We start from the raw sequence: 20,050 nt of genomic DNA on the forward strand, positions 1-20,050 counted from the left end.
TTACTCGTAGGTATTAGTTTTGTTTTTCTCTTCTTGAATGTATTGTTTCATTTTTCTTTCTTCCCAATTTTGTCCAAAAAATGGAAGCCAATTGAAAACTCTAATGGCGTGAAATAAAAGTCCAATTCCCCAACTTCCGAAAGTCCAAAGGAAAAAAATGTAATTTGGAGAATACCTAAAATTTATTAGGATCAGAATTCCATTTACAATTATAAATGAAGCAAGATGTGAATAAAACCCTTTTAACTCCTCCACTTGCTTTTTAGCGCTTTGATACTGCTCAAATTCGCTATTGTTTGATTTATTTAGTTCCATTTGTTTGTTTTGTTTTTGTTTAAAATTTGTTGAATTTTTTGCTCTTCCCAATTTTTACCGTACCCAAAGGTCTCGAGTGCATGAAACGTAAGTCCCATTCCCCAACCCAGAAGCGGGAACCAAAACCATTGAAAAGGATGTGGCGAACTCAGGTTAACGATGATTAAAATGGGGATTACAATACAGTACGAAATTAAATTTCCGTAAAATCCTTTTAATCTTTCTACTCTTTCTTTAGCTCTAGCGTAGGCTAAATTTTCGTTGCTAATTGTATTTGTTTCCATAGCGGCTATTTGTTTGGTTAATATAGGAATCAGCACTTTAAAGTGTGTTTCCGTTTGTTCTACTAAAACTTTTCTCTTTGATAGCAAGGCATAACGGCTCACAATGTTTTGCAATCCTACTCCTTGACGGTCTTGTAATACTTCTTTTTTTTGCAAATTATTTTGAACAACCAGGTAATTATCCTGAATGAATATGGTAATTTGCAAGGGTTTATTTTCACTTACTACGTTATGCTTGATGGTGTTTTCAAGTAATAACTGTAAAGATAATGGCACTACCCTAGCTTCTAAATTATCAAAATCAGTTGGTAATTGAAAGGTGATGCTGTTTTCAAATCGCATTTTCAATAAATTCATATAGGTTTTGGCAAAAGCCAATTCCTCGGCAACACTTACAAGCTCTTTGTCCTTTTGTTCTAAAACATATCGATAAATTTTAGATAAAGAGGTTGTAAAACGCTGTGCATTTTCAGGATTTTCCTCTATGAGTGAACTCAAAACATTCAAACTATTGAATAAAAAATGAGGATCAATTTGATTTTTTAAACTTTCGAATTTGGCATTGGCTGTACCAGCAATAATTTTTTGTTCTTTAACTTTATTCTCATTGTACGCTTTGTAAAAATAGATGGCATGTATGGTTAGCGTAACAAAAAAAGTTATAATACTGGATACAATGTAGCTCTCTGGGTTTTCATTTTCCAAAAACTCTTGCAAACTTTTGTTGTTATAGACTACTTCTTCAAACAAGTGCAATAAAAAAATTACGATTAAAGACAGGACAACCGAGCCCGCGAAACCAACAAACAATCTCTTTTTAGAAAAACGTTCCACAAATAAAGCGTCCAATTTTATAAAAAAAAGTGCATTGGTACCATATAATGTGAGCGTATACAAAGCCGTGAACAAAAAGTGAGTTAGCAATCGCTGGTTAAATCCTATTGTACCGCCCATAACTACCGTAAATAATTGCATTAAGACAAAAATTACTAAGGTTAGTTTGAATGCTTTTTGTAATTGTTGAAGAAATAAGTTCATTTTATAAATTCTTTAGTTTCCTGCTAGTCACAGCAACGTCAATTGTTTTAATTTTATTTACAATTTTTTTGAGCCGTTTGTGCTCTTTCTAATCCCCATGAAGGTGAAAAAACTGTTTCAGGTTTAAAAGTAGCAAAAAGTCCAATAGCTTTTTCAATTTGCGCACACATTGGTTTAGTATCCGTTCCCCAGAATTTCGCTCCTCCAATTTCAAATTCGGCTTTACAAAACACAACTCTTGGGTTTTCAGGAGCAATAGCCTTTGCTTTTCCATACAATTCCATTACGGGTCCAGCTAATTTTTGTCCGTTTGTCATGGGATCAAAAGCAATCCAAGCGGTATGAATCATGGCTTGAACCACAAGCAACTCTGCATTATTAGGGTTTTTATCTATTTCAACATCAAGGGCTTTTTGAGCTTTATCAAGCAATAAACTTACTTGCTCTTTATCCTTTGTGCCAAAAGCTGCATTTGTATTTACCAGTGCCACATAATAATTTGGCAACCAGCTTGATTTTTCAGCAGCTGCAATTCTTTCAAATAAAGCCGATGCTTCGGTACTTTTTCCTTCACCCCACAATTGAAGTGCCTTACCCATACCTTGTTCAAATTGGCCTTGAGCCGAAATATAAGAACTGATAAACAATACGATGGTAACAATAATTTTACTCATAACTTTAGTTGTTTTAATTGGATTTTGGTTCATTGTTGTTTTCATAATTTTTTGATTTTAAGATTATTTGATATGATGTTTGAAACGCTTTGTTTTAATTACACTTCAAAAGTAGATTGCTTTTTAAAGCTTAAAAATTGATTCCTACCGAACTGTAGAATTTAATGGATGAGTTGTATTTTTTAGTTGCAAAGGTTCTTTGGTTCTAAGGTTCAAAGTAATAAATTTGAAGATTTGCAGGCTTAGCATCTTAGTTTCTTTGCGACTTTGGACCTTTATAAATTCTTTAACTGATTGTCTTTTTTATCGTTGCTGATGGTCCAAAAGAATCCTACGAAGAAAAAACGATCTGCGGTTGGAATGATTTCTCTACGGTTGTAAATGCCAGCGCTGTTTGGATTTTTAGCGTATTCGTACCCAAATACATTTTGAGTTCCTAAAATATTTGAGACAGAGAAATATAAAATTTTCTGTGGAGCCAATAAATACGCCCAATTAAAGCTTAAATTATTAAAATCTTTCGTTTTACCGTTCATGAATTTTGTTTCATTGGGATTGTTGAACGGGCGACCTGAACTGTAGGAATTCGTAAATCCTATTTGCGATTTCCAGTTTGTAATAAAGTATTTTGTAACGATCGACAAGCTGTGATCAGCAACAAAACTTGGTGTGACTGCGGCCTTGAAATTTCTATAATCTCTTTCGGTGTCTATGTAGGAATAGGAAATCCAGTATACTAAATTTTTAACTGATTTTTCATCTCTCCAAAACAAGTCTAAGCCTGTAGCGTATCCTGAACCAGAATTATCATAATTTGAATTGAAAGCAGCTACATCAGTATCAAATTTTACCAAGTCACGATAGTTTTTGTAATAGGTTTCGGCTCTAAAAGTTTTTCCGTTTTTAGCATACTGAAAGTTTAAAAGATAATGTGATGCTTTTTCGCTTTCTAAAGGAGTATTTACGGTATACTTGAGGTAATCAGCGTTAGGAGTTTGAGTAAAATCGCCATAAGCAAATGAAAACTGACTGTTTTTAGCCATTTTGTAGGCAAAAGAAACTCTTGGCGAAATAGCGTTTTCGTTTAAAACACTATTATTTGCTGCGCGTATTCCCACTTTTGCCGCCCATTTTTTAGAGAAGAAAATATCAGCTTCAGTGTACACTGCTGCTATGTTTGAATCATATCCACTGTTAAAAACCATACCCGAATTTTGGTTGAAATTCTCATGGAATTGGGTAACAAAATAATCCGCTCCAAAAGACAGTTTTAATCGATCTGAGAAACTTTTTTTCAACTTCACTTTTAAATGAGCTGCATTTTCTTCATTGGTCACTTTATCTGTATCTAAGTTTATGGCATTGTTGCTGTAGCCATAACTCAATCCAGAGGTAATTTGCCAGTTGTTCCCAAAAACTCCTTTGTAGGACGTATTAAAATAGAAATTGTTGTTATTTAAATCTACTCTTATTTTCTCTGGAGAATTAATGTTTTCTTGATTGATATCAAATTTTGAAGCGTCAAATGCAGCGTATACTTTTAAAATACCATTATTGAAATTATAGCGATACACCGTTTCTCCAGAAAGGGATTGAAAAGGACTGTTCCAATCTACGTTTTGAGGAATCGCAGCTTGATAAGGAGCAAGATTCAAATAATTAGCATTCACACTCAAGGAACTTTTTTTCCATTTTTGGGTATTCCCAATTCCTAAACCTACGGTCATCAAACTAATTTCGGTTTTGTTTTGATCTGGATTATCCTGCGTATTGAGTAACAACACACTGGATAATGCTTCGCCATATTCGGCAGAATAGCCACCGGTAGAAAAAGCGATTCCGCTAAATAAAAACGGTGAAAATCGACCGCGAGTAGGTAAATTGTTAGCTGTTGCTCCATACGGTTGCGCTACACGAATGCCATCTACAAATGTTTGTGTCTCATTAGCCTCGCCACCACGAACAAACAATCTTCCGTCCTCGCCTACTGTTTGCGTTCCAGGTAAGGTTTGCAAAGCCGCAATGATATTCCCTGCTGATCCTGCCGTGGTCACAATATCTAAGGGTTTTAACACCGAAACTCTCGATTTATCGCCCGCTTCAAATGTTCCTGCAGTAATTACAACGGCATCAAGCGCTGTAACACTTGAACTTAGTTTAATAGTTTTATCCGTAAAACTAGCCACATCAATTGCAGTTCTTGAAGTTTCATAGATCAAAAAACTCACTACTAAGGTTTGATTTCCCGTAGCTGTAGTTGTAAAACTAAAACTACCAGAATCAGAACTTGTGGCGCCGTCATAGGTTCCTTCTATAAAAATGTTAGCTCCTGCAACAGGCTTTCCTTTTTCATCTACTACTTTACCTGAGATTGTTTTTTGAGCCAAAAGAAAAGAGCTAACTACTAAAAATAAAAATGTGAGTGTGGTTTTCATATTGTTGTGATAATTTGATGAACCAAAAGTATCTCAGAAAAAAAGCTTTGAAAACAGAACCTTACTCAACTGTTGAAAATGAATGCTGAGTTGTGATTTATTATTTTGTGCAGGAAAAAAAAGAATTTAAAGTACAGAAAGTGGAAGTGAGTTTTGCAAAGAATTCAAAAGCGAAAAGAGGTTTTAAGAAAATTTTGTTATCAAACTGCGGTGACCTTAGGTTTTTAAACTATTGAAATAAATCCTATTTTCTATAAGTGGGTACTATTTACAAATGTATCGATAATCCCGATGCTTCAAGAGAACTGGATTGTATTAGCTGATTGTGTTTCTGTGACTAACTATTTGTAGTTGGTTATGGTGTGCTCCAAGTAATTATTAAACAATCAAAAAAAATATTTTTCTTACAAAAATTTTGATATATTTGTTTGAAAGATTACTCCGCCTATTCGCTGTCGTTATGGTTGATTTTTTTTTAACAGTCTGACTTTATTTATGATAGCTACACGCTAGAATATAGCTAAAATGAATTAAACCTTTAAACTTTAATTTTATAATTATGAAAAATTTAAAAATGCTAATTACTTTGATATTAGGGACAATTGCTACAACTAGTTATTCTCAAATAACTACCGCATTTTACACTAATGATTCAAATTCAAAAATAGCAATTGGTTATGAATTTAATGAAAAATTATGGACTGATTTAAGAATTTACTCAGGAACAAATATTGACAATTTTACACCTGAAGTAGTTTTAAATTATAATTTTTTGCGAAAAGAAAATTATTACACATATATTGGTGGAGGAATAATACTAAATAACATCAATGGTGTAGTTGTTCCTATCGGAGTTGGAATAAAACCATTTGAAAATCTTAAGAATTTATCAATAAACATTGAGTGTAATCCTTTATATGAGACAGATTTAGAGGATTTATTTATTAGAGGGTTCATAGGAATAAGATATAAGATTAATTAAAAAACTATAGCTAATGACTAAAGTTTCGTTGCGTACGCAGTACGAACATTAAAACTTTTGCTGAATCCTAATCGACGGACAGCCTGCAACCTTTCATTTACAGTAACGATGGTGTTGTCGTAAAATTTTGAGAGAGAATCATAAGAGGAATTAGTGTCCTCTTTTTTTGTGATGTAGCAACACAATAGACTTTGCATCAAGATCATTTTGTAGTTTAAATCAATTATATTTACGTTGAAATCAATAGAAAACTAAGATTTTAAGTCCTAATAAAGGTAGTGGCAATACCAAAAAACAGATTGAATAATGAAATTATCTTTTACCTTTTTTTTGCTGATGTTTTTGTTTATCAATTTATCTTTTGGACAAAATAAATTTGAAAGTAAAAATGGTTCAAAGAAATACATCGCAGATATTATTGTAGAAAATTGCTCCGAAGAAAACTGTCAAGGTTCTGGAACGATAAAATTAATTGATAAAACGAGTAAAAAAGTATTTCAAACTTTTACATCAGAAGATTTATTCTTCTATCTTGATCAAAATCGTTCTTTAAACAGTAAAGAACTTTCTAATGAAGAAAGTCCATTAATTTTCCTTGATTTTAACTTTGATGAAAATGAAGATTTGGCAATAAGAAATGGAAACAACAGTAGTTACGGAGGACCTTCGTATGATGTTTACGTTTCTAACTCTTCAAAAACAAAGTTTATCTTGAGTGATGAATTAACTGACCTTGCCGCTGGAAACTTAGGAATGTTTGAAATTGATAGTAAAAGAAAAAGAATAATTACAAATTCTAAATCTGGTTGTTGTTGGCATCAAAGCTCGGAATACATTGTTATACCCAAAATAGGATTAAAATTAGTCTATTCGCAAGAGGAAAATGCGACAGGTGGCGAATTTGTGGAAGTAACGACTAAAGAATTAATTAAGAACAAATGGAAAACTAAGATTAAAAAATACAAAATAAAAGAATTTTATAAAGATTGATTAGAAAACGCTACTAGCAATTGCTATATCTAAGTTCGCATTTAAAAAACATCAATGCAATGAAACTGCAGTTAGATTCTAAAAAGCAAATAACCTTGAATAGTTTACGGTTAGTAACTATAGAGTTTTCTACAAATATTCAAAGAGGATTTCAAGAGGAATTAGTGTCCTTTTTTTGTGACGTAGCAACACGATAGATTTTGCAGCAAGATCATTTTGTAGTTTAAATCAGCTATATTTACGTCCAAATATCAAAAATGGAGGTTTTACTACAAACTGACACTAGTATTAATAATGAAAAACGAGTGCAACAAGAATAATAATTATTCAAGATAATTTTAATGAAAAATACCTTTATAATTTTAAGCATATTTACAGTAAGCTTTTTTACAAATTGCACGGGCTACGCGCAAAAAAATGACGACTACAGCGATAAAATTGACAATCTAATTAAAACAACTGTCCCTAGAAGTTTTAATGGAGTGGTTTTAATTACTCAAAACGGAAAAATAAAATACAAGAATGCTTACGGATTTTCAAATTTTGAAAAAAAGACTCCTTTGACAAGCAACGATAATTTTATAATCATGTCAAACAGTAAGCAAATTGCAGCTGTATTGATTTTAAAACAGGTTGAAAAAGGGAAAATTAATTTGCAAAGTCCAGTAAGTACCTATCTACCAGATTTACCAAAGAGTTGGGCAGATACGGTTACGGTTCACCATTTACTAAATTTTTCTGCTGGAATAACCGATCTAGACAAACCATTACTTTTTAAACCCGGAACTGATTTTAAGTACGGTGATACAGCATATATAATACTTGGAAAGATTATTGAGAAAGTTACAGGCAGAAAATATATTGATGTTGCAAATGAATTGTTTAGAGAACTAAAAATGAAAAACACGTTTTGCTACGAACATGACAAAGTACAAAATCGAGTTCAAGGTTATAAAAACACAAACAATAATTTTGAATTGGTAGCAAAGCCATTTAAAAGTAATGATATGGTTCCTGCTGCTGGAATTATTTCAAATGTAACAGATTTAAATATTTGGGATAGCCTTTTACACAAAGGAAAAATCTTAAAACCAGAAACCTATAAATTGATGACCACGTATAGTATTACAGCACAGCATGCAGCTTTTGGGAAAGAAAAAATAGGTTATGGTTATGGTATAAGAGTAAGTGATAAAACACCTATTCACTACTTTGGTCATACTGGTGGTGGCTCAGGTTTTGTGTCATTCAAAGTTTATTTTCCAGAAACTGATGTGGACATCGTTATTTTAGAAAATCAATCTAATGATAACATAGACTTGTTATACGAGTTTGAAATTAAAATTAGAGAAATTGTAATGAATAGTAACCTACTGAAAAAATAACTGCCACCAATAGCGGTTTACAAGCATAGTGAGATTTGCTTACTTGAAAGAAAGTTTTGTATTTGTCAAGGCATTATTACACAAAACAATTAGGCTACCTTAATACAACACTTCTACAAAATAAAAAGCGAGTCGCGTGAGGGATAGCAGTGAAAATCCTTTGCTGACCCGTTGCAAAAAGGGGCGGCAAAGATTGTAACGAATAGCCCGACCGGAGCTTTTGCGGAGGGCACGCCCAAAAAAATGAAACCCAATGGATTTGAAATCAGAGAAGGAAAAAATGATTGCTGGCGAATATTATTTGGCTGGTGATCTGGTGTTGGTTAAAGACCGACGACGTGCGAAGTTATTATTGCATCGCTTGAACGTGACGGAGTATCGGATGACTAAAAAAGCGCGCGAAATTATTCAGGAATTGATTCCCAATGCAGGGACCAACTTATATATTGAACCTCCGTTTCATTGTGATTACGGGTACAATATTGTGTGTGGCAATAATGTGTATTTTAACGTAAACTGTGTGGTGCTGGATTGTGCGCCTGTTGTAATAGGTTCGAATGTATTTTTTGCACCTAATGTGCAAGTGTATACCGCTACGCACCCACTTGATGCAGAATTGCGCAAAACGCTAGAAAACGCTTTGCCAATAACCATTGGTGATGATTGCTGGATAGGTGGCAATAGTGTTATCTGCCCTGGTGTAACGATAGGTGCGGGTTGTGTAATTGGCGCAGGATCTGTAGTGACAAAAGACATTCCGAACAATTCACTTGCGGTGGGAAATCCAGCACGGGTGATTCGGGAACTGAACGTTTAGTCAAATGCATCAAAGCGAATTTCCTTAAATAAATTTTATTATATTTGTTTGTAAATTAAAAACAAACATCATGAAACACCTTAAAACATTTCTAGTATTAGCACTTATTGTTGTTGCAAACTCAGTTTCTGCACAATCAACTTTTGATAAATGGCCTGCAATAAAAGAATTTCACGAAGTATTATCTGAAACGTTTCATCCTGCCGAAGAAGGAAAGTTAGCACCTATAAAAGCACGTTCTAATGAATTATTGGCAAAAGCTACGAAAGTGCAAAAAACTGAAATTCCAGCTGAATTTAAAACAGAAATTATTACTGAACTGGTAAACCGCTTGCAAGCCAATAGCAAATCACTGAACCAAATTGTTACCAATAAAGGTACAGATGCTGAGATTGTAAAATCGATCACGGGACTACACGATATTTTTCATGAAATTGTTGGTATCTGCTCCGACTCTAAAAAATAAAACACCAAGCCTAATCAAGTGATTAGGCTTTTTTTTTTGACATAAACTCAATTAGAAGTAATCTTATTTAGTTTTATTTTATAACTGATAAAAGTAGTTTTTATCCAAAAAAGAAAAAGCAAATATGTAGCTACCTTGACTACCAAGATAACAAGTAAAATAAAAATCTTATCAACAAATCGAAAAACTAAAATCGAAAACTGAAATTAAATTTTACCTTTGACCTTTCAATAAAAACAACGATTATGGTTTATAAATTTAGAGTCATTCTAGACGCCGAGGAAGATATTTTTAGAGACATTGCAATACTTGAAGACGATACTTTAGAGGATTTACATAATGCTATTTTCAATTCCTTTGGTTTTGACGGGATGGAGGTTGCTTCTTTTTATACGTGTGATGAAACGTGGAATCAAGAGGATGAGATTCCGATGTTTGATACTGGCGATGTTCCTGGTGAACAAAAAACCATGAGTGACTACAAATTATCAGAGATTTTAGATAAAGAAAATACGAAAATCATTTACGTATACGACTTCATCAACATGTGGACGTTCCTTGTAGAGCTTGCCGCTATTGAAGAACAAGTTCCTGGAAATTTCTATCCTGAAACTTTATTTTCTCACGGTGAAATGCCCGATGAAGCGATGGAAAAAAACTTTGAAGCCGATAATGCTGATGATTACAATGATGAATTTGAAGATGGTTTTGATGACGATGACTTGGACATGTTTGAAGGCGATGACAGTTTTGAAGACTACGGTTTTGAAGAGAATTGGAATTAAACTTTAAAAGGGACTGAGGGACTAAGTGGCAAAGGTTCTGAGGTTCGAAGTAACAAAGATTCAAAGAATTTTAAATAAATAGTAATGAGTACATTTCGAGATTTACTAATTTGGCAAAAATTAATGATTCTTGTTACGGATATTTATCAGTTAACAAATATATTTCCCAAAGAAGAAATTTACGGATTAACTTCACAAATTAGAAGGTGTGCAGTATCAATTCCAAGTAATATAATATTGCTGAAGGATACGGAAGAGATGGCAACAAGGATTATTTGAAATTTTTAAATATTGCAACCCCCTCTTTGTTTGAAATACAAATGCAAATTGAAATAGCATTCAATTTAAAATACATCACTGAATTACAATTTAACAATATATACGAAGCAAGTAGAGAACTAGAAAGAATGATGTGTTCTTTTATTAGAAAAATAAAGGAACGAAATTAAAACCTTTGTTTCTTTGGCACTTTGCTGCTTTGCACCTTACCAAATAATATGATCAACTTATTTAACACCCATATCGAAAATTTATCCATTCACAGAGTGGGTAACAAGAGTAGAAACGAAGCTATTTTTTTATCTGAGCAACCGTATGCGTTGCAAGACGAAATTGTGCCTTTGATGAAAGAATTTTTCTTTAAACCTTTTAGAGAAAAAGAAGAAAATTATTATCAATTTGCTCATGAAATTGACTTAGACTACAATGACATGTTCAAATACGCCACTGAGATTTTTGACAATCCGAACAATGTACACGAGGTTTCAAAAAAAATCACCACGCATTTGTTTGAGCAGTCCAATCACCCACATATCAAAAACGGTGAGGTGTACGTAACCTATTTAACCAATTTAAGCATTGACAACAATGTAGTAGATGCTATAGGTATTTTTAAGAGTGAAATTCAGGCTGACTTTTTACAATTTGAAGAGAAAGCTTCTCAACTTGAAATGATTTTACAGCAAGGTGTGAGTTTGAACAAGCTTGACAAAGGTTGTTTGATTTTTAATTACAAAAAAGAAGAAGGATATAAAATTTTGACCGTAGATAGCAACCGTTATGACGCACGCTACTGGTTAGAGCATTTTTTATCAGTAGATGCTTTTGAAGATGAAAATTTCATCACTAAAAAGTATTTGAAATTCTGTCAAAACTTTGCGAAAGATGTTGTTTTCCCTGCCGAAGACAAAAAAGAAGAAGTGATGTTCATGAACCGATCTGTGAATTATTTTGCCAAAAACGATCAGTTTGAAGAAACTAACTTTTTGAATGAAGTTTTAGACAATCCTGATTTGATCCCTGAATTCAAAAACTACAAAACTGACAAAGGCGAGAAATACAGTATTGAGGACGTTACCTCCTTCCCTATTGCTAATGCAGCAGTATCTGATGCCAGAAAATCTATAAAAAATGTTATCAATTTAGATACCCACATTCAAATTAAAATGGACTTTATTAATCCCGAAAGTGCAGAAAAATTTGTAGAAAAAGGATGGGATGAAGAGAAACAAATGTACTACTATTTAGTTTACTTTAACAAAGAGGAGAAAAGCTAATCGCATTAATATCTTAATAAGATTTTATAAAAAGGTCCGCCATTACAACCGTAATAGCGGGCCTTTTGATTTGTGAAATAAAAGAAAAAAAACGAGTATTTGAAACTTACTTTATTCCTAAATTTACAGATTCAAAAATCAGTTCTAAATGTCACAATTTTTTTTCAAAGAAAGTCCTTTCAAAACTCTTATTTCGTTTCATAAACTCATTGATGGGCTTGAGGAAATTGCAAATAGCCCTATAGATTATAGAGCTAATTACGCCAAGGCATTGCTACAAGAAATCGCACCATTTCCTGAGTTTAAAACAGGTATTGAAGATTTTGAAATGATTTTTAAAAATAAAGAATTATTAGAAAACATATTAGCCGATTTATTTCCTACGGTATTAACTCAAAATGAAATAAAAGCTGTAACTATTCCGTTTCAAAATTTTACATTTAACTATTCCAAGCGGTTTCAAAAAATAATAGAAAACGCAGGAACACCCTTTGACATGACCATTAGGGATTTTGATGAAGATCAATTTTATGTCATGAGTTGTATTTTAATTTTAAATTCGTTTTACAAACAAAATTTTGAATACAACAAGCCTTTGTTTTATGATATTCCAGATAAAAATGGGATTATGAAGCATTATCGAATTTTGTACAATGCTGATTTTATGGAAATCATTCCAACTTCAGATGTCCTCCCATTAACTACTAGCGAAATAGATTTATTAATGGATAACTTTGATGACATCGCATTATGGAAACAAAAATTCCCTAAAGAAAGTTGGATCCTGAAAGGTTTTGGAATTGTATCCTTATTTGACGCTACAATTGAAAATGCAGTATCAAACTTAAAAAGTAACCTTTTAAAAACTAAAACTGAACCAAATGAAGATCCAGGAGATTTTGAAGGCATCTTTCGTTCTATTTTTAAAATCTCAGACTTAAAAGTTGGATTTATAATGTTTGACGAAGAAGAACAAAAATTTGTCAAACCACCTTATGATGTCACAGGAAGTTTCGTACTCCAAGATTTACCAGAGGTAGATTGTAATAATTCCCTATTTGGATGTTCATTAGAGAGTATTCTAAATCAAAACAAACCTTTTATTATTTCTAATGTGGAGCAGTTTGCCCAAGAGATAAACAATAAAAAACTAGGAAACTATTTGCTATCACAAGAAATCAAGAGTTGCATACTAGCACCAGTAACAAAAAATGGTAAACTATTAGGTATTATTGAGCTTGTTTCTAGCAAGTCTAGAGCGTTAAACAGCATTAATGTCAATAATTTAAATATGATTTTACCCTATGTTATTGATACCTTAGAACGGTATAATGATGACATGCAAAATCAAATTGAAGCCATAATTCAGCGGGAATACACTGCCATTCACCCAAGTGTGTACTGGAAATTCAAAAAAGAAGCAGTTACTTATTTTAAAACTCAAACTAAAGATTACAACTTTAAAGAAATAGTTTTCAAAGAAGTCTATCCTTTGTATGGACAAATTGATATCAAGGGATCCTCAAATCACAGGAATGAAACCGTAAAAGAAGATTTGAAGAATCAATTAAGCGCATTGATTCAAATATTTGAAAACCAACAATCAAACACTAATCTTGTATTATCAGAGCAGCGCACTTATGAATTGCAAACTTTATTAACGCAACTAGATACTCCGTTAAAAGCCGATACAGAACAACAAATGCAGTTGTATATAGAAAATGAAATCCATCCTATTTTAAGAAATACTCTGCAGGCTGAGAATCAAAATACACTCGAAAAAAATTATTTTGAAAGTCTAGATCCCAAAACGGGAATGTTTTATCATGCTAGGAAAAAGTTTGATAACGCCCTGTCAATCATTAATAAAAAACTGGCATCAATTTTAGATCAAAAACAAGCCGACGCACAAAATATTTATCCTCACTATTACGAACGTTTTAAAACGGATGGCGTAGAACACAACTTATACATAGGCGCTACCATTGCACCAAACAAAACTTTTGACACCTTGTATTTGCACAATTTAAGGTTATGGCAATTACAAACTTTATGTGAAATGGAAAAAGAGCACCATCAATTGAAATATTCACTGCCTTATGAACTAGATGTAACATCGCTAATTCTAGTTTTTAGTTCTCCAATTTCTATACGGTTTAGAATGGATGAAAAAAGATTTGATGTAGATGGTACTTACAATGCTCGCTATGAAGTGGTTAAAAAACGAATTGATAAAGCCCATATAAAAGGAACCTCAGAACGAATTACCGAAAAAGAGAAAATAACTATTGTATACTCACACAATAACGAAGAAACAGAATATCTCAACTACATTAAATTTCTACAATTCAAAAAAATACTTGAACCTGGCATCGAACAATTTGAAGTTGAAGAGCTACAGGGTGTATCTGGATTAAGAGCAATACGCGTTAAAGTAAGTAATACTAGCCAAACTCAAGTTAATTCTATTTATGACTTTTATGAAAATAATTTATATAAAGGGAATTAATGTTATCCCATTTTAAATGCAATTACAAATGAAATTACAGAAATTATTATTCCAATCATAAAAAAATTGTATGTTAGCCTAAGAAAGCGGTATTTTTTTTCAAGCACTACCCCTAAGTAATATAAATCTTTAATCATTGAATTGTACAAATACTCTTTGTCTTTCATCATTTCATTCATAGCCCATTGGTATTCCTCCAAAGGCATTTTATAAAAATTACCAAAAAAAAGCAAATTAACTTTTTGATTTTCAATGTCTTGACGCGAAAAAACACCTTTTGTTACTTTGGGCCTAGTAGATAAAATGGCAAAAATTATAGTTGTTACACTTGACATGAGCATGATAAAGGTAGGTATCATGAGATGTACATTTTTAGGACTATCCAATTTGGGAATTAAAATTGATAACGCAATAGATATAATAATTGCATTTACAGATAATAATATATTGGCTTTACTATCAGCAATACCGCTCAAAGTAGTATGATTGTTAAGAGTAACCCTAAAAAGTGTGTCAACGGCACGGTCTGGTTTATCTTCCTTTTCTTTTTTATTTGGAACAAATTCTAAATCTTTGGCCTTGGACAATCCCATTTTTTTAATTTTCTTTTGAAGTTTTTTACTATTTTTTTCTTTTAGTGGTTGCCAATGTTTGAGAGCATAATCTGTGTAATAACGATGCGTATTGGAAAGGAAATCAATATTTTCGAGAATCCAATCTTTATCTGAGTATTTTTTTTGATCTAAACACGCCCATTCTTCTCGCAAATCATTACAAGTAGTAGCATAATTAGGTGCCGAAAGATGATAACAATCACCATCCTTCATGATTTTTTCTAAGAGTGTTTGCGGTTCATACCCAAATTTAGTTGACATTATAAGTGAGGCTACCTGATCAACAAACTCAGATGAATTTACCTTATCTGAGAGAAAATCACGCATCAGAGATACACTAACTGCTTCATGATGATCATAACAATTTGTATATCCCGTATCATGAAACCAAGCCGCAATTTGTAAAGTTTCAAAATCTTTTACACTTACATTTTCCATTTTTGCAAGTAATGAAATGGCTTCAACAACCTGAACAGTATGCTGTATATTATGATAGGTAAATGAGTTAGAAAGTTTATCTTTGAAGAGTTTTTCAACATACTCTTTGGCTTGTTCAATTAAATTCATGGACATATTTTTACACTACTAAATTATGAAATTATTTTCGGATAAATCTTCTAATCCTTTTTATATAACTGGAATTTCAACTTTGTTTGTTTTTATTCTTTTCACGTCTTGTGCAACGCATCATGCACAATATGGGAAAAATGCAAAAAACCTAACTGAGAACGCAACAGATAGCTTAAAAATTGCACATACTTTTTATTTAATTGGAGATGCAGGAAACTCAAATGAACCAAAGGCGAAAGAAACATTAAGCCTACTTGAAGAGCAATTAAAAAAAGAAAATGCAAACAGCACATTACTATTTTTAGGAGATAATATTTACCCAAAAGGATTACCAGACACCAATCCGGCAAATGAACGCTTAATTGCTGAAGAGAAACTACTAAATCAACTAAAATTATCTCAAAATTTTAAAGGAAAAACTATTTTTATACCAGGAAATCATGACTGGTACAATGGCCTGAAAGGGTTAGAGCGTCAAGGTAAATTTGTTACAGAATATTTGAAAGAAAAAAAATCATTTATGCCCAACAATGGTTGCGGTATTGATGAACTAGAAATCAATAAAAACCTCATTTTAATTGCAATTGACAGCCAATGGTTTCTAGAAAACTGGGACAAAAGCCCCACTATAAATGAGGACTGTAACATTAAAACAAGGGAAGCTTTTTTTGTTGAACTTGAAAATGTATTGTCAAAAAATCAAGAAAGAACCGTAATTATAGCAATGCATCATCCATTAATGAGTAATGGTTCTCATGGTGGACAATTTTCATTAGAAAAACAACTTTTCCCATTAGAGCAAAAAATTCCATTGCCAATAGTAGGATCACTCATCAATTTAGTTCGAAAAACATCTGGTATAAGTCCGCAAGACATTCAAAACAAGCAGTATGACCTGTTTATCAAACGCGTTAAAACATTGCTTCAAAACCATGAAAATTTAATAGTAGTTTCTGGTCATGATCACAACTTACAATATTTAGAAAGAGATAATATCAAACAAATTATTAGCGGTGCTGGATCTAAATCTGAGGCAGCAAGAGCAATTTTAGAAGGAGATTTTTCGTATGGTAAAAATGGATTTGCAAAGTTAGTGGTGTATGAAAACGGAATGTCGAAAGTAATGTACTTTGGCAAAGAAAAAGAGTCTCTCATTCATGAAAAAATAGTGTTACAAGAAAAAAAAGATTTTGACACCAGTGTATTTTCCAAATCGTTTCCAAAAACTATAAATACAAGCATTTACAGTCCTGACCAAACAAAAAAATCTGGGTTTTATAAGTTCTTTTTCGGTAATCACTACCGCAATTATTACAGCAAACTCATCAACGTTCCTGTAGCAACTATAGATACACTTTTAGGAGGATTACAGCCCAAACGTGCTGGAGGTGGACATCAATCTAACTCCCTTCAACTTTTTGATTCTGCTGGGAAAGAATATGTGATGCGCAGTTTAAAAAAGAGTCCTACTCGATTTTTACAAGCGGTAGCATTCAAAAAACAATTTATTCAAGATGAATTTGAAGACACCTACGCTGAAAATTTATTGGCTGATTTTTACACAACAGCACATCCGTATACCCCTTTGGCAGTTGGTAACTTGGCCTCAAAAATAGGTGTTGCACATACTAACCCCGTTTTATACTATATACCTAAACACACAGCGCTTCAAAATTTTAATAGTACTTATGGCAATGAACTATATATGGTCGAAGAACGCGCAACTACAAATCAAATTGGTACCTCTAGTTTTGGAACACCACTAGCAATAGTCAGTACAGAGGATGTTTTAAAAAACATGCGAAAGGATGAAAAATACGCGGTAGATGAAAGTGAATACATCAAAGCTAGATTATTTGATATGCTAATAGGAGATTGGGATAGGCATGAAGATCAATGGCGCTGGGGCGAATATCACGAAAATGATAAAGTTATTTACAAACCTATTCCTAGAGATAGAGATCAGGCATTCAGTAAATATGATGGTGCATTGGTTTATGTGTTAATGAAAAACGTACAACTAAGACACATGCAGTCGTTTAAAAATAATTTGAAAAATGTAAAACTAATGAATAGAGAGGCTTATCCACTGGATTTGGCTTTTTTGAGGAAGTCTACTAAGGAGGAATGGATACAACAAGCAAAATTCATTCAAGATAACTTGACAGATAGTGCTATAGATGATGCTTTTAAAGTACTACCTAAAGAAGTTTTAGATTATACAATTACAGACATACAACAAAAATTAAAAACAAGAAAAAAAGATCTTACAACTGCAGCTTCAACTTATTATGATGTACTGCAACACACTGTAATGCTTGTAGGTACTGATAAAAAAGACAAATTTGTGGTATTAAATGAAGAAAAAAACAAAGTAACTATTCAAGTATTTCGAGTAAAGAAAACGGGGGAAGAACTGCAGTATTCTAGAAATTTTACTGCCAATAAAACTAAAAAAATATGGATTTATGGCTTAGATGATGATGATGAATTCATAGTAAAAGGAACATCAAATTCAGGAATTAAAATAAGATTGATAGGCGGTCAAAATGAAGACTTGTACACTATTGAAAACGGCAAAAAAGTAAAAATTCATGATTTTAAATCCCGTACCAATACGTACACTCTTGACTCAAAAACAAAGTTAAGGTTGATGGACGATTACGACAATAGCTTTTACGATTATAAAAAACCAAAATACAATTATTTTACTGGCTTACCCAACATTGGGTTTAACCCCGATGATGGTATAAAAATAGGAATAGTAGCAGGCTACATTGTAAATGATTATAAGCAAAATCCTTTTACTCATAAACATTCTTTAAAAACCAATTATTATTTTGCAACAAGTGGGTATGAGGCTATTTACAATGGGAAATTCCCAAAACTCTTTGGCAAATGGGATGCTGATCTTGAAGCCCGTTTTACAAGCCCTAACTTTACAATCAATTATTTTGGGTATGGTAATGAAACTAAAAACGATTCGGAGTTATTTGACATGGATTACAATCGTGTTCGAATTCGAATGATAAAAGTGATGCCATCCATTAATAAAATTGGTCTTAACGGTAGCAAGTTTCAGATACAATCTAGTTATGAAAGAATTACAGTAGAGGAAACTACTAATAGGTTTGTAGATACCTCTCCCGAAGTAAATCCTAAAGCTTTTGAAAATCAGCATTTTGCTGGTGCAAGTGTGAAATACAGTTATGAAAACTATGACATCCCAGCATTTCCATCCATGGGAATGGGAATTAGTTTTACCGGAAGTTGGAAAATAAATCTAGAAGATTTAAAAAGAAATTTCCCTACTTTAGAAAGTAAAATAAACTTTAACCATAAAATAGATGCTAAAGGAAAACTAGTTCTTGCCACAATCCTTAGAGGAAAAGCAGTACTGAATAATAATTTCGAATTTTATCAAGGCGCAACTCTAGGTGGTGATTATGATTTAAGAGGTTTTAGAAATGAACGTTTCTTGGGGAATCAATCTTTTTATCATAGTAGCGATATCCGTATGAATCTTGGTAAAATAAAAAGAAGCGTTATCCCAATGACTTTTGGTATTTTAGGTGGTTATGACTACGGACGCGTTTGGCTAAAAGGAGAAAACTCTGAAAAATGGAATCAATCCATTGGCGGAGGGATTTGGCTTAACGGTCTCAATGCACTTACAGCTCGCATCACTTATTTTAAAAGTGCAAGCGAGGAAGCCCGTATTGCCTTTGGTTTAGGATTTGGTTTTTAGTTGTGTTAAAGTAGTTTTATAAACCTTACCGCCATCACTGCCATATTTTTCATCTGCAAGTAGTATTCTTTCATTGTCTATAAATGTGGCTGCTTCTTTTTGAGAAAAATGGTTTAATTCTAGAACTGTTTGGGTACCGCTCAAGAAATCATCGCCTTTAAAATTTTCGAAAAGAATCATTTTATCATGCGTAAGCAATGCAACTTCCGACTGATCAGGGCTAAGAATTGCACTTGTAATTGCACATGATTTATAGGTGTCACAGGTTTTAAAACTACCCAATAAAATAGCTGTATGATTTCCGGCTTGATTCGGTATTTTATAAATTAATGAAGTACCATCAAATCCTTTGCTTCTGTTTTTGGTAAACAAATAAAAATAGTTATTCATCTCAAAAAAACCTTCAACATCATACAACAACTCTTTTTTATTTGGAGGAAATTGTTTTTGTTCAGGATATGAAAATGATATTTTTGAAACGGGTGTTGCAGTTGCATTCAATAAAGAATTTTTGTCTACTTTATATATACATAAATCCTTGCGTTCATTGTCATTATTACCAAAATCACCGAGATATAAATTTCCGTTTTTATCCATTGTAACATCTTCCCAATCTGTATTTTGAGCATCAGTTATGGATATTGTTTTTGTAATTTTACCTGTAGAGTTAATTTTATATAATGCGCTAGCATTGCCGCTATCTTCAATTGCCCATACGGACTGATCTTCTGGAGTATAAATGATCCCTGAAACTTCTTTGAGTTTCTTTGGCAAAGAATATAATTCTGTTATGGTATGTGATGGTTGCTCACAAGAAGCTAATAAAAGACTGATAAAAATATATTTTTTCATAATACATAAATGTGATAATCCATAAAAATC

17 protein-coding genes are annotated in these 20,050 nt (G+C 32.6%); 11 read left to right on the top strand and 6 right to left on the bottom strand.

Features of this window, described 5'->3' with window-relative positions:
• The 4 genes from LQ189_RS09550 to LQ189_RS09565 form a co-directional block, all read right to left on the bottom strand.
• Positions 1-315 (bottom strand): 2TM domain-containing protein, encoded by a 315-nt coding sequence (locus tag LQ189_RS09550; protein ID WP_230156200.1) that lies wholly within the window; start codon positions 313-315, stop codon positions 1-3.
• The gene (locus LQ189_RS09555) at positions 306-1,637 is read right to left on the bottom strand and encodes a 2TM domain-containing protein (RefSeq protein WP_230156203.1); all 1,332 of its coding nucleotides are present in this window, start codon (positions 1,635-1,637) and stop codon (positions 306-308) included. Before LQ189_RS09555 ends, LQ189_RS09550 begins: the two co-directional genes overlap by 10 nt.
• 53 nt (positions 1,638-1,690) lie before the next feature.
• Complete coding sequence (locus tag LQ189_RS09560; protein ID WP_230158656.1) at positions 1,691-2,311, bottom strand: hypothetical protein; 621 nt, start codon at positions 2,309-2,311, stop codon at positions 1,691-1,693.
• A gap of 275 nt (positions 2,312-2,586) precedes the next feature.
• A complete protein-coding gene (locus tag LQ189_RS09565) occupies positions 2,587-4,746 on the bottom strand; it encodes a TonB-dependent receptor (protein WP_230156205.1) in 2,160 nt (719 codons plus the stop codon).
• Positions 4,747-5,305: 559 nt separating this feature from the next.
• Between LQ189_RS09565 and LQ189_RS09570 the strand changes: the two genes are divergently transcribed.
• The 10 genes from LQ189_RS09570 (at position 5,306) to LQ189_RS09610 (ending at position 14,236) form a co-directional block, all read left to right on the top strand.
• Positions 5,306-5,728, top strand: a complete 423-nt coding sequence (locus tag LQ189_RS09570) for a hypothetical protein (protein ID WP_230156207.1) — start codon at positions 5,306-5,308, stop codon at positions 5,726-5,728.
• Positions 5,729-6,034: 306 nt separating this feature from the next.
• A complete protein-coding gene (locus LQ189_RS09575; protein WP_230156209.1) occupies positions 6,035-6,718 on the top strand; it encodes a hypothetical protein in 684 nt (227 codons plus the stop codon).
• 341 nt (positions 6,719-7,059) lie between these two features.
• On the top strand, positions 7,060-8,103 hold the full coding sequence (locus tag LQ189_RS09580; protein WP_230156210.1) for a serine hydrolase: 1,044 nt from the start codon (positions 7,060-7,062) through the stop codon (positions 8,101-8,103).
• A gap of 259 nt (positions 8,104-8,362) precedes the next feature.
• Positions 8,363-8,920, top strand: a complete 558-nt coding sequence (locus LQ189_RS09585; protein ID WP_230158657.1) for a sugar O-acetyltransferase — start codon at positions 8,363-8,365, stop codon at positions 8,918-8,920.
• Positions 8,921-8,990: 70 nt separating this feature from the next.
• A complete protein-coding gene (locus tag LQ189_RS09590) occupies positions 8,991-9,386 on the top strand; it encodes a hypothetical protein (protein ID WP_086453510.1) in 396 nt (131 codons plus the stop codon).
• A gap of 245 nt (positions 9,387-9,631) precedes the next feature.
• Entirely contained in the window at positions 9,632-10,171 is a 540-nt protein-coding gene (locus LQ189_RS09595; protein ID WP_230156212.1) for a plasmid pRiA4b ORF-3 family protein, read from the top strand.
• Positions 10,172-10,294: 123 nt separating this feature from the next.
• Positions 10,295-10,450 (top strand): four helix bundle protein, encoded by a 156-nt coding sequence (locus LQ189_RS16295; protein ID WP_370634893.1) that lies wholly within the window; start codon positions 10,295-10,297, stop codon positions 10,448-10,450.
• Positions 10,447-10,620: a four helix bundle protein gene (locus tag LQ189_RS16300; protein WP_370634840.1), complete on the top strand. Its 174-nt coding sequence runs from the start codon at positions 10,447-10,449 to the stop codon at positions 10,618-10,620. The genes LQ189_RS16295 and LQ189_RS16300 overlap by 4 nt, the downstream gene beginning before the upstream one ends.
• Positions 10,621-10,668: 48 nt before the next feature.
• Positions 10,669-11,727: a nucleoid-associated protein gene (locus tag LQ189_RS09605; RefSeq protein WP_086453513.1), complete on the top strand. Its 1,059-nt coding sequence runs from the start codon at positions 10,669-10,671 to the stop codon at positions 11,725-11,727.
• A gap of 148 nt (positions 11,728-11,875) precedes the next feature.
• Positions 11,876-14,236 carry a GAF domain-containing protein gene (locus tag LQ189_RS09610; protein WP_230156214.1) on the top strand — a complete coding sequence of 787 codons (2,361 nt, stop codon included), beginning with the start codon at positions 11,876-11,878 and terminating at the stop codon, positions 14,234-14,236.
• A gap of 2 nt (positions 14,237-14,238) precedes the next feature.
• On the opposite strand, the gene LQ189_RS09615 is transcribed toward LQ189_RS09610, so the two are convergent.
• Positions 14,239-15,417, bottom strand: coding sequence for a Pycsar system effector family protein (locus LQ189_RS09615; protein ID WP_230156215.1), 1,179 nt, complete (start codon positions 15,415-15,417; stop codon positions 14,239-14,241).
• A 25-nt stretch (positions 15,418-15,442) separates the two neighbouring features.
• Here LQ189_RS09615 and LQ189_RS09620 point away from each other — a divergent pair, with 25 nt between their 5' ends.
• On the top strand, positions 15,443-19,168 hold the full coding sequence (locus tag LQ189_RS09620; protein WP_230156217.1) for a metallophosphoesterase: 3,726 nt from the start codon (positions 15,443-15,445) through the stop codon (positions 19,166-19,168).
• Here LQ189_RS09620 and LQ189_RS09625 read toward each other — a convergent pair.
• Positions 19,151-20,020, bottom strand: coding sequence for an SdiA-regulated domain-containing protein (locus tag LQ189_RS09625; RefSeq protein ID WP_230156220.1), 870 nt, complete (start codon positions 20,018-20,020; stop codon positions 19,151-19,153). The genes LQ189_RS09620 and LQ189_RS09625 overlap by 18 nt on opposite strands.
• Between the last annotated feature and the right edge of the window lie 30 nt (positions 20,021-20,050).

Source organism: Flavobacterium sp. CECT 9288 (genome assembly GCF_918731615.1).
Classification (GTDB): domain Bacteria; phylum Bacteroidota; class Bacteroidia; order Flavobacteriales; family Flavobacteriaceae; genus Flavobacterium.